Genomic DNA, 12,504 nt, shown 5'->3' on the forward strand with positions numbered 1-12,504 from the left:
AAATTGAAAAAACCTTTTCTACTCTTCATTTTCAGTATGATTGGCTTTTTTTCCTTAGCACAAGGGAATAAATACATCCGTATTAATAATGAGTTTTACGACGATAAAAGAGTACACTTTGGATTCCTTTTTGGATTAAGCTCAACCAATTTCAGCATGGAGGCTGATCCTAGTCTATCCCCCTCTATTTCCCCTAGAAATTTTGGATTTCAAATTGGAGGCTTGGCCAATTATTCCTTTAATCGATTTTTGGAATTAAAATCTGGAGTGAATATTGCACTTTATGACAGAGAAGTTACTTTTATACAACCTAAAGAGGAACTGAACATCACAAGAGAATCTACTTGGTTCGAAATACCGGTTTTATTAAAATTCAAATCCATTCGAAGAATGAATCACCGAATGTATGTTTTGGCTGGATCGAAGTTTGGAGTTGAGGCTAATGTGAAAAAAAATAGTGCTGCTTTAAGTGCTCAAACTGTAGATTTTGCATTAGAATATGGTTTTGGCTTCGAGAGTTTTTTTAAGTATTTCAAATTTACCCCTGAAATTAGATTTTCACATGGTTTGGCAAACCTGTATTCAGCTCCGTCTGTTTCAACGAATCCTTATTTCAAAGTAAGTCGACTGAACACCCATAATGTCACCTTGTACATTAATTTCGAGTAGCTTATTTCAAACCTTTTCTAGCCTTTTTGGGATCAACTTTAGTGGCAATAACACTAACAGCAGAAACTCCGAACCATCCTGCACCTTGAATAGATGAATTACTTTTTAGATTTTGAATATTCGTAGGAATATTGGCTGCTGGTCGAGAGAATAATCCTGCATTATTCAATTCCAATCTAGCTTGAGAATAGAAATTATATTGATCCTGGGAAATCGAATACAACTCCACTTTAATGGAATCATTCTCAACATACAACTCAGGGGAGATGGATCTACGAATTGGCAAATTAAACACCAATCCATCGGAAGCTGCTCCTTGTTGAAATGCACCATCATAAATGACAGAAATATTGGAAGGATCATTAAAAAGCTTTCCATTTTTATAGGTCTTAACCCGGTAGCAGTCACCTAATCCCAAAAAGTCTTTGGCAAAAAACTGAGCATCATATCCTTCTTTAGGCTTATCATCACCACGTTGTCTTCCTGAAGCCTCATCAAACTGATACAACAAAGAATCAATTGGTGGCACTCGTCGCATGGTGGCAGAAGCGGTAAATTGCTCGTTGGACCAATTGATAGCTAATTGATAGGTCATTCCCATTTTACCTAGTATATCCGTAGGAGATTTAGGTTGCCAAACATAAGTCCCTGCCTGGTCTTTTTGCTCCAGGAATTGATATTCTTGACCTGCGTTATCTCTAACTTTAACTTCTGCTCCACTGATTTTTGGACTCACAGAATTATCAAAATAAGCTTGCGACTTAGATAAAATAATTTTTTGAGGTCCTGGTAGATTAGTCAATGTTGCTTCTACTACCAGGTAATTATTGGACCTTGGACTTTCTAATTGAACAACGTCCTCACAAGAACTAAGTAGTACAGTCAATAAAATACTTAAGATATAAATAGCTTTATTTTTCATATTAGAACGAGAAGTTATAAGTTACCGCTGGAACGAATGAACCAATAATGGATAATTGAACCGCCTCTGTTTGAGCTACATTTGTTTCATTAGGACGGGTATAAACAGAAAAAGGATTCTTGCGATTATATAAGTTATAGACCGAGAATACCCATTCAGAAGTTCCTTTTCCGAATAAGCCCTTTTTATTTTTCTTGGTAGCAGAAATATCTAAACGATGATAATCTGGAACTCGGATATTTCCACGGGTACCGGGTAAAGTCTGTGGATAGGCTATGCCCTCATATATATATTTTTGAACTGGAATGGAATATGGAACACCAGTTATATAAGCAAAATTTGCCCCAAAGGACCATTTATCACTCAAGGCATATTGCCCTATCAAATTTAAGGTATGAGTACGATCATATCGACTGGTATACCATTCATCGTTATTTATACCATCAATCTTTCTTTCTGTTCTAGCTAAGGTATAACTCATCCAACCTGTCAGTTTTCCGACGTTCTTTTTCACAAAAAACTCCAATCCATAAGCTCTACCTTCACCAAATAATAAATCTTTTTCAAAATAAGGATTCAAAAATAAATTAGCTCTGTCAGCGTAATCGATTTGATTTTGCATTTTCTTGTAATATACCTCTACAGATGCTTCGTAATCATTTCCACTTTCTCCGTAGTTCTTAAAAAATCCTAAAGCTACCTGATCCGCAATTTGGGGTTTGATATTATTCGTTGAACTTGTCCAAACATCCAAAGGCGTAGAAGCAGCAGTATTGGACATTAAGTGAACATATTGCGACAAACGGTTATAGCTAGCTTTTATGGACGCTGCTTCATTCAATGTCCAATTCAAGGCCATTCGGGGTTCAAAATTACCATAAGAGGCAATCACCTGTTCCGGATTTACTTTATTGATCTGCAAAACATATCCTGAAGGATTTTGGGCAGACATGGGAACAGCTATACGATTATAATATTCACCATCTAAACTTTGATAATCATAATGTGAATACCTTAAACCATATTGAGCAGAAAATTTAGGAGAAAACTTCAATTCATTTCCTACATAAAAAGATGTTTCTAATCCCCTTTTGTTAGCTTGCCCAAATTCCCTTTTCTCTCCAATGGAGGATGCTACCGCCTGCCCAGGCTTAAATTCATAAGAAAGAATTTGACCACCAAAAGTAAGTGTATTATCTGGAGAGATATAATAAGTAAAATCCGGTTTAAAACTTAGATTAACAATATTGGAAGTCCAACGAAAGGAATCATTGGGACGCTTATTCTTTAAGTCTGAATCTAATAAATAATCATAATTACTGTAGAAGCTGGTCGCATTTAAAAAAAGCTTATTAGAAAAAACGTGATTCCATCTGGCAGACAATGTCCCATTCCCCCAATTAAATCCGAAGCCTGTTCCGAAAACATCCCTTCCGAAATAACCCGATAAAAAGACGGTATTTTTTGAGTTGATGTTATAATTAACCTTGGCTGTTAAATCATAAAAATTAAATTGAGCATCGGCATTATTACCGGTAAGGAATGGCTTAGCCAAAATATCTATGTATGACCTGCGCGCAGCTACAATAAAGGAAGCTTTATCCTTAATTAGTGGAGCTTCTATGGAAAGTCTGGAAAAAATAACCCCTATACCACCATTCACTTCTAATTTCTTGGTATTACCTTCTTTCATTTTGACGTCCAAAATGGAAGAAACGCGCCCCCCATATTGTGCAGGTATACCACCTTTGAATAATTTGACATCCTTGACAGCGTCAGGATTAAAGACAGAAAAGAATCCAAAAAGGTGCGATGAATTGTAAACAGGTGCATCGTCCATTAAAACCAAATTTTGATCAACCCCACCCCCTCGAACATTAAAACCTGAAGCCCCTTCTCCTACCGTACTAACACCCGGTAATAATTGAATGGCTCTAACTAAATCCACTTCACCCAATAAGGCAGGAATTCTTTTAATGGTCTTTATATCAATTTTGTTGACAGACATTTCTATACTCTTCACGTTTTCGTCTACCGCTTTGGCCGAAACCCGAACTTCCGCTAATTCACTATCGGCTGGTTTTAATTCAATGGAAAACTGCTGGTTTTGATTAGAGAAAAGAATTTTTTTCTCCACCCTTTCGTAGCCAGTGTAAGAAAAAACCAATGTATACTCTCCTGGAGCTAGCGTTAAACTGTAAAAACCATAGGTATTACTTTGATTTCCTACTTTAAGTTCCTTCACGTAAACATTGGCTCCAATTAGTCCTTCACCGTTTGAACTATCTTTGATATATCCGCTTAAAGTAGCTTTTTGGGCATAAATAGTACTGCAAAACAGACTAAATATGGTAATTAATAGATGTCTAAATTTCATTGAATTAGATTATTGAACACTTGAATACGACAGTTGATGCAAAGATAAACCCACAAAACCATAATAAAGTTTCAAAAACTGATAATCTAAATAAATTATCAGTTCGAATATTTTAAAAACAAATCAGTAACATATTACCGATTTGTTTTTATTTTAAAATTATGTAGTACATTTACAGCACAATCGAGAGAAAAAGAGATGGACTTGAAAATTTTTGGGGAAATCATCCGAGAAAAAAGAAGTGCACTTCGACTTAATCAAGATGAATTGAGTGAAAAAAGTGGTGTTGCCATCAAAACCATTCATTCCATTGAATTAGGAAAAGGAAATCCCGCCATTAAAACCATTCTTAGATTATTTGATATACTGGGACTAGATTTAATTGTCATAGCCTCTAAACCTTAAATTTTTACCATGGAACAGGCCATTAGTTTTGAGAGGGTACCCACCCGCATTTATTCCGATTCAGAAAAGGCTTCTAAAGCCGTTGCCCAAGAAATTGCGGCTTTGATTCGTGAGAGAGCAAAAGAAAAGAAACCAGCCGTCTTAGGATTAGCTACTGGTTCTTCACCCAAAAAAGTGTATCAGGAATTAATCCGAATGCACAAGGAGGAAGGATTAAGCTTTAAAAATGTCATTAGCTTTAACTTGGATGAATATTATCCAATGCAGCCAGATGCCATTCAAAGTTATGTTCGATTTATGAGAGAACAATTGTTTGATCATGTCGACATCCCATTAAATAATATCAACATCCCAGATGGCACTTTATCCATTGAAAAAATACCTGAATTTTGTAGGGATTATGATGATAAAATTGAAAAACTAGGTGGTTTAGATTTTCAATTATTGGGAATCGGTCGAAATGGGCACATTGGTTTTAATGAACCTGGTTCTTTAATCAATTCCAAAACGCGTTTAATGACTTTAGACATAAGCACTAAAATTGATGCTGCTATTGATTTTGGAGGCTTAGAGAAAGTGCATAAAAAAGCCATTACCATGGGTATAGATAAAATCATGCATGCCAAGCGTGTGATTTTATTAGCCTGGGGTGAACATAAGGCAGAAAGTGTTGCTCGTGCCGTAGAGGGTCCTGTTACTTCCGATATACCGGCCTCTTATTTGCAACAGCATAATAATGCGACCTTCATTTTAGATGAAACAGCCGCCGCGGCTTTAACTCGCATTAAAACGCCCTGGGTTGTAGATTCGGTAAATTGGGATCGAAAAATGATCAAAAAAGCCGTTACTCATTTAGCCCTACAACTAGATAAACCTGTATTAAAACTAACTAGTAAGGATTATAATGAACATGGACTTTCTGAGCTTTTGTCTCTCTATGGTCAAGCCTATGACATCAATATCGAGGTATTCAATTACTTACAACATACCATAACGGGTTGGCCAGGAGGAAAACCCAATGCCGACGATACGCACCGTCCGGAAAGAGCATTTCCTGCCAAAAAGAAGGTCATTATTTTTAGTCCACACCCTGATGATGACATTATTTCCATGGGAGGTACCTTCCAGCGTTTGCATGACCAAGGACATGATGTGCATGTGGCTTATCAAACCACAGGAAATATAGCTGTAGCAGACGATGAAGCACTTCGTTTTGCTGAATTTGTTGTTGATTTCAATGAAAAATTCGAAAGCTCAACCCCGAAGGCAAATAAAATTTATAAAGAAGCCGTTAAGTTTTTGAAAAGTAAACGGGATTCTGAAATTGATATCCCATCCGTTCGCGAAATCAAAGGTTTAATTCGTAAAGGGGAAGCTAAAAACACTTGCCGATTCGTAGGTATTAAAAAAGAAAATACCCATTTTCTCGAAATGCCTTTTTATGAAACAGGGACAGTACGTAAAAACCCTATTGGAGAAGCAGATATTCAAATTATCATGAATTTGATTGAAGAAATTCAACCTCATCAAATTTATGCAGCAGGAGATTTAGCCGATCCACATGGAACACATAAAGTGTGTTTGGATGCCATTTTGGAAGCTGTTCAGCGATTAAAGCATCGTGAATACATGAAAAATTGCTGGGTATGGTTATATAAAGGTGCTTGGGCGGAGTGGGATATTGACCAGATTGAAATGGCAGTACCGATGTCGCCAGACCAGGTATTTCAAAAACGCATGGGTATCTTCAAACACCAATCACAAAAAGATGGGGTGGTATTTCAAGGAGACGACTCACGTGAATTTTGGCAAAGAGCTGAAGAACGTAACCGTGGAACAGCCAGCATTTACAATAAACTAGGCCTAGCCGAATACGAAGCCATGGAAGCCTTCGTTCGCTGGAGATTTTAAAATAAACCTCTAAACCAACGCATCAAACAAGATTTCGGCGGTATGCTTCGCTTCGCGTTGTGTACCGTCGTGAATCTGGTGCCGACAACTCGTTCCAGAAGCGGCAATCATCACCTCGGGGCCCTGTGCCCGAACAGTCGGGAATAGGACTAACTCTCCTATTTGCATCGACAAATCATAATGTTCTTTTTCATATCCAAAAGATCCAGCCATACCACAGCAGCCGGATGGAATTAATTGAACTTCATAGTTTATAGGTAGTGACAATGCTTTCTTAGCTGGGACTAAAGAGCTGATGGATTTCTGCTGACAGTGCCCGTGTAATTTAATCAAACGTTTTTCCTGTGTAAATTGATTCGGAGATATTCGCTTAGCATCTAATTCTCTCGCGATAAATTCCTCCAACAATAAGGTATTTTTGGCTAATGATTTTGCACGATCTACCCAAGCATCTGACACTAAATCAGGATATTCATCTCTAAAAGTCAATAAAGCTGAAGGCTCAATACCCACCAATGGTACGTCTTGGCTCACCAAATCACTCCATAATTCTACGTTTTTTTGTGCTAATTCTTTAGCTTCATCCAACATTCCTTTGGACAAAAATGACCGTCCAGAAATAGGATGCGCTAAGGTACGAACCTCATATCCCAAGGCTTCTAATAAAAGTACCGCCTTTCTGCCTACTTCAGCATCATTGAAATTGGTGAATTCATCCACAAACAGAAATACTGCTTTTGAGGAAGTGATACTTTTCCTATTTTTCAACCAAGCTCTCAATGTCTGGTTCGCCAATAATGGCATAGTTCGATTCGGATGGAAGCCCACGAGTTGATTAGCCATTCGACGTAAAAATGGGGTACCCATCACCAAGTTATAGGCAAAAGGAATTTTTGAGGCTATAGTAGAGATACTCGAGAAATGACCAACCAACCAACTGCGAAGAGGTAAACCTTTTTCTTTTTGGTATTGATATAAAAACTCCATTTTCAATTTGGCTACATCCACATTGGACGGACATTCTGACTTACAGCCTTTACAAGCTAGGCATAAATCCATCACCTCTTTGATCTCCTCATGAGCAAATCGATTCTCTTGAGTAGAGCGAGTCAAAAACTCACGAAGTATATTGGCTCTTGCCCTGGTTGTTTCTTTCTCATTTCGAGTTGCCATAAATGATGGACACATAGTTCCACCAGAAACAGGTGTTTTTCGACAATCCCCAGAGCCATTGCATTGCTCAGCATGCTGCAAAACATCCTGATCTTGATAACGAAACGCAGTTTTAAATTCAGGAGTAATTTGCCCAGCATCATAGCGTAAAAAACTATCCATGGGAGGCGTATCCACAATCTTATTGGGATTAAAAATCCCTTTAGGATCCCACCAAGATTTCAAACTGCGCATCAATTGGTAATTGGACTCCCCTACCATCCAAGGAATAAACTCTCCCCTCAAGCGGCCATCTCCATGTTCACCAGACAATGAACCTTTGTATTTTTTTACTAATCTAGCAATTTCTTCTGCAATATGTCGGAACATCTGATGTCCCTCTTTTGTCTTTAAATTAATGATTGGCCTTAAGTGCAATTCACCCGAGCCAGCGTGAGCATAATGCACGCAATAAAGGTTATTGGCCGAAAGAATTTCATTAAACTCAGCAATAAATGCAGGTAAATCATTGACATCCACTGCCGTATCTTCAATGACTGCCACAGCCTTTTCATCTCCGGGTAAATTTGATAGTAAACCCAAACCAGCTTTTCGCAAATTCCAAACATTTTTCACCTGATCCCCTGTGATGAATGGAAAATGATAGCCTAAATTCTCAGCCAGCATCGCTTTTTCCACTTCTTTAGCTTGAGTAGCCAATTCATTCGGGTCATCCGAACGTAGCTCTACCACTAAAATAGCCCCAGGATCCCCTTCCACAAAAAAACGATTTTGCCTTTGTTCGGGATTGGCTTTGGTACATTCCAAAATATAATGATCCATCAGCTCGGAGGCGGAAGGATTAAATTTTAGCGCAATTAAATTAGCACGTAATGCTTCGTCTATGGTATTAAAATGAGCACAAACCAAGCCCAAATGCTTAGGAGGCAGTTTATCAACATGCAATTTAATTTTGGTCGCAAAGCAAAGTGTCCCCTCTGAACCAGCAAGCAAGGCACAAAAATTAAAAGGCGCTTTCTGGGAATCAAATGCTTCCGAATTCAATAACATATCGACCGCATAACCCGTATTTCTACGGTGAATACTTGGTTTAGGAAATTCATCTTGAATTTCCTGCTGTATTTTAGGATCTGATAATGCCGCTAAGGTTTGGGAATAGATATGATGTAAACGTGTTCCTTCTTTCAAGCCTTTCAAGGTCTCAAAAGGATTTTCAGCACTGAAATTAACGAGGGTTCCGTCTGACAAATATCCTTCAACCTCCAAAACATGATCACGGGTAGAACCATAAACCACCGAATTTGAACCGCAGGAGTTATTTCCTACCATGCCTCCTATCATAGCTCGATTGGCCGTGGAAGTCTCCGGTCCAAAAAACAAGCCATGCTTTTTCAATTCTACATTCAACACATCCCGAACTACACCTGGCTCTACCCAAACATAAGATTCCTGTTCATTGACTTCCAATATTCGATTAAAAAACTTGGAAACATCCACAATCAAAGCCTTACCTACCACTTGTCCAGCTAGTGATGTCCCCGCCGTTCTTGGTATTAATGGTAAGGCATGCTGGTCCGCAAAACGAATGATGGTTTCTAAATCCTTAGGCGTTTCTGGAATGGCAACTCCCAAAGGCATTTCACGATAGGCCGATGCATCCGTTGCATACAAAGTACGCATCACTGTATCGGTAAATAATGATCCTTGAATTTTCTCAGCTAATTCAGCTAAGATGGGTATTGTTTCAACAGTAGAAAGCATGAAATCAAAATCTAATTAGGAACGCAATTTAACCAAACCTTGCGTGAGTAACAATTGAGCCGAGATATAAGTCGACATCACCCAAAAAGAATTACCAGAAAATGAATGATAAAACTTATTTATTGCCAATAAACTATCAGAAAGAACGAAAAGAATAGCTCCTAAAAATATGGTTTGATAGTTCCAAAGGGATACGCTCGACTTCCTTTGAGATGCGAACCATAGCATGGTTCCTAAACTAATGGCATAGATAACAACAGGAATAGCCAATGCCAAATTCATATTGGGCAAAAGAAGGCTTAATAAACCCAGAACATACATACTGAGTATCACCGTCATTCCATTGACAGGACTTAAGACCTTATTAATTTGTTTTCGAAACATGTCAATGTAAATCCACTGCATGACCAAGAAACTACCTAAGCCTAATTGAAAGAAAATCGGGTTACTTCCGGGAATCATCAAAAAAACATCGCCTAACCAAGCAAAAAATAAAGCTGATAGTAAGGTGGGCTTGCGTTCTACATCCTTAGAAAAAAAGACAAAGGCCATCAATAATAGCATGAGGGCAGGTTTGGCGAGGTATCTGATATCAGAAAATGAAGGAATGAGCATAGGAACCATGACATCCAAGAAGGCGGCAATTCCATATAATAACAAGAACAACCTGGGCCCTTTCATCATGCTTATTTCAAAAATTTACCTTCACAAATTTCTTGGTCAATGATAAAATTGGGACGATTTTTCGATTGAAAAAATATACGAAGAATGTATTCCCCCAATATCCCTATGGCCAATAACTGAATTCCCCCAAATAGGATGATAACGAACAATAAAGAAGTAAATCCTTCAATTACTTGACCTATAAATAACTTCTTGATCACTACATAAAAGAAATAAATCAAAGATGAAGCTATGGCCATAAAACCCGCTGAGGATACAAATTTGATAGGAAATTCACTAAAATTAAAAATCCCGTTCAAGGCCAATTGGACTAATTTAGAGAAGGTATATTTGGAATCCCCAAAAGCGCGCTCTTGTCGATTGTAAGAGATGCCCACTTGTTTAAACCCAATCCAGGTTCTCATTCCACGAATAAACCGACTCTCCTCGGGCATTTGGTTTAAAATATCTACGACCTTTCTTCCTATAAATGAGAAATCTCCACTATCTAGCGGAATGTCCACATTGGCAATTTTCTTTAATATTCGATAAAAGATAAAATAAGCCATGCGTTTATACCAAGGCTCTTTTCTCTTTTCACGAACGGCATAAACCACTTCATAGCCCTCTAAATGTTTGGTATAAAATTCTTCCAATAATTCCGGCGGATCTTGTAAATCACCATCCAATACGAAAACACCTTCCGAACCACGAGCTACAGATAAACCTGCGGTAAGTGCTAATTGGTGACCATGATTACGCGAAAGCAAAACTACATGGAAACGAGGATCAGCTAGAGCTAATTGTTTTAACATGGCTCGAGAATTATCTCGACTTCCATCATCAATCAATACAGCTTCTAAACTTATGTTAGATTGATCCATTATCTTCGTCAACCGCTCCACAAGGGTAGGTAAATTACTTTCTTCGTTATAAACTGGAATCACGAAGGAAACCTGGGGAATTCCATTTGTCATGCGTCTAATATCTATATTTCCCTTTTTTGAAATCAAAAATAAGCAATCTTCTGCCATTTTTTTTCTTTAAAAGAACGGAATCTTGAATTAAGGTATCTATTTTCTGAACGTATAAATCACTAGGCTCAAAGTACACATTGGTTAGTTGGGCATCACTTACATCAGCACTACGAACTTGAAGGTGGGCTGAATTCAAAAAATTATTCATTTTAGAAGGATAAATCACCGTATCACCAAGCTGATATTGTTCCTTGATTTTTTGAGCTATTTCAGGGTAAGGATTTGATCTTCGGTCATGTGCAAAGGTGTATTTTTGAGCTTTATCGGAATAGAGCGGTAAAAATATTTGAACTAAGTAATTTACCTGAATGAATAAAAAGATGCTCGTCACGATTTTAATCCAAATGGTTTGCTGAAAGGCATATTCCGCCAAACCAACAGAAATAAAGATCCCGAAAGGTAAACCAAAGCTGGCGTATCGAAGGAAGAACCCTGTAGTAGTTCCTGCATTGATAGCTGAAAGAATCAAGACAATGATGGGAAATACAGTCTGTATGATTCCAAAAATATAAAAGGATCTAGCCTCTTTACTTAAACTTTTCAACCATGAGATGACACCTGCGCCAAATAACAGCAAACAGATAGCTCCTATTTTGAATCCGTGACGAACATATAAATCATTCGTCCATAAAAACTGATCAGATAAAATCGAAACCGATTTTTTAAATAAATTGATGGCATTAGCTGGTTCTATCCATCCGACAATCGGGCCGCTTTGTGCTAAGAATTCTCTGTATTGTCGAGCAGCATCTGCTTGATAGGCCAAAAAATATTGTCCAGGACCTATTAGCATCCATAATCCGAAAGGTATCAAGACCACTATGCCCCAAAGGATGTGCTTTTGCCAAAACTTCCAAGTATTTCTTTGTTGCAATGAAAAGATTAATTGTCCAATAAACACCAAGGCCGTTAAATAGGTACTAAATAAAGCAGCCACACTACTTATCATCCACATCATCCAGTTCCTGTTGGAATTTTTATGCTGATTTTCAGCTTGCATAGCTGACCAGAAATAAAAATTGGAAGCGGTAGTAAAGAAGATACTGGTGGTATAATTTCTAGCTTGCTGGCTATAAATGACAAAAAATGGCTCAATGACCGCAAGGGCCAAAATGATGATGGGGAAGATTTGAGATTGAGGACGAATTTTTCTAGCCCAATAAAAAAGGAGCCAAAGAGTTAAAATGTTAAAAAAGACCGACACGGCTCGCAATACGCCATCCTCTTTGCCAAATAAAAAGGCAAAAAGCTTTAACATCATATCATGCACTAGGCTATTGCCGCTGACATCCCCTCGGGCATCTGCATCTAACCAGGCCTTGATTCCTCTGGACTTCCAAAAATCTTCCGGAGTAAATGTATTTGGAGGGGCAAGCTGATCTGTCATGCCACCAAAATTGGTATTCCCTACGGCTAGCAGCAGACTTTGTTTTTCATCACCAAATAAACCAAAGTGGCCAATATGGTAAGTTCTTAGTCCCAATGCAAGGAGCATGAGAGCAAAAAAACTCAACACAAACAGACCTTTATTTTTCATTCAACTCACTTAGCTAGAAAACATAAAAATCACTTGATGTTGCCATCAA

9 protein-coding genes are annotated in these 12,504 nt (G+C 38.0%); 3 read left to right on the top strand and 6 right to left on the bottom strand.

Translation table 11 applies throughout. From position 1 onward, the window contains the following. Window positions 1–3 precede the first annotated feature (3 nt). The gene (gene porT, locus SKC36_RS07335) at window positions 4–669 is read left to right on the top strand and encodes a type IX secretion/gliding motility protein PorT/SprT (protein ID WP_459453468.1); all 666 of its coding nucleotides are present in this window, start codon (window positions 4–6) and stop codon (window positions 667–669) included. A gap of 1 nt (window position 670) precedes the next feature. Here the strand turns inward: porT and SKC36_RS07340 are convergent, their stop codons facing one another. Together SKC36_RS07340 and SKC36_RS07345 are read right to left on the bottom strand one after the other, a co-directional pair. Further along, window positions 671–1,591, bottom strand: a complete 921-nt coding sequence (locus tag SKC36_RS07340) for a DUF4249 domain-containing protein (protein WP_459465437.1) — start codon at window positions 1,589–1,591, stop codon at window positions 671–673. A 1-nt stretch (window position 1,592) separates the two neighbouring features. Continuing rightward, window positions 1,593–3,968: a TonB-dependent receptor gene (locus SKC36_RS07345; protein WP_459465439.1), complete on the bottom strand. Its 2,376-nt coding sequence runs from the start codon at window positions 3,966–3,968 to the stop codon at window positions 1,593–1,595. A 198-nt stretch (window positions 3,969–4,166) separates the two neighbouring features. Between SKC36_RS07345 and SKC36_RS07350 the strand changes: the two genes are divergently transcribed. Together SKC36_RS07350 and nagB are read left to right on the top strand one after the other, a co-directional pair. After that, on the top strand, window positions 4,167–4,373 hold the full coding sequence (locus SKC36_RS07350) for a helix-turn-helix transcriptional regulator (protein WP_459453465.1): 207 nt from the start codon (window positions 4,167–4,169) through the stop codon (window positions 4,371–4,373). 9 nt (window positions 4,374–4,382) lie between these two features. Then, window positions 4,383–6,284, top strand: a complete 1,902-nt coding sequence (nagB, locus tag SKC36_RS07355) for a glucosamine-6-phosphate deaminase (protein ID WP_459453464.1) — start codon at window positions 4,383–4,385, stop codon at window positions 6,282–6,284. Window positions 6,285–6,293: 9 nt separating this feature from the next. Here the strand turns inward: nagB and SKC36_RS07360 are convergent, their stop codons facing one another. Genes SKC36_RS07360 through SKC36_RS07375 form a run of 4 tightly spaced genes read right to left on the bottom strand, consistent with a single transcriptional unit; the run spans window position 6,294 to window position 12,455 of the window. Then, on the bottom strand, window positions 6,294–9,218 hold the full coding sequence (locus SKC36_RS07360) for an FAD-binding and (Fe-S)-binding domain-containing protein (RefSeq protein ID WP_459465441.1): 2,925 nt from the start codon (window positions 9,216–9,218) through the stop codon (window positions 6,294–6,296). A gap of 15 nt (window positions 9,219–9,233) precedes the next feature. Beyond that, on the bottom strand, window positions 9,234–9,902 hold the full coding sequence (locus SKC36_RS07365) for a lysoplasmalogenase (RefSeq protein WP_459465443.1): 669 nt from the start codon (window positions 9,900–9,902) through the stop codon (window positions 9,234–9,236). A 2-nt stretch (window positions 9,903–9,904) separates the two neighbouring features. Next, window positions 9,905–10,915 carry a glycosyltransferase family 2 protein gene (locus SKC36_RS07370; protein ID WP_459465445.1) on the bottom strand — a complete coding sequence of 337 codons (1,011 nt, stop codon included), beginning with the start codon at window positions 10,913–10,915 and terminating at the stop codon, window positions 9,905–9,907. Next, entirely contained in the window at window positions 10,863–12,455 is a 1,593-nt protein-coding gene (locus SKC36_RS07375) for a glycosyltransferase family 39 protein (protein ID WP_459453460.1), read from the bottom strand. Before SKC36_RS07375 ends, SKC36_RS07370 begins: the two co-directional genes overlap by 53 nt. Window positions 12,456–12,504: the final 49 nt, after the last annotated feature.

It is taken from the genome of Aquirufa sp. OSTEICH-129A (assembly GCF_054558355.1).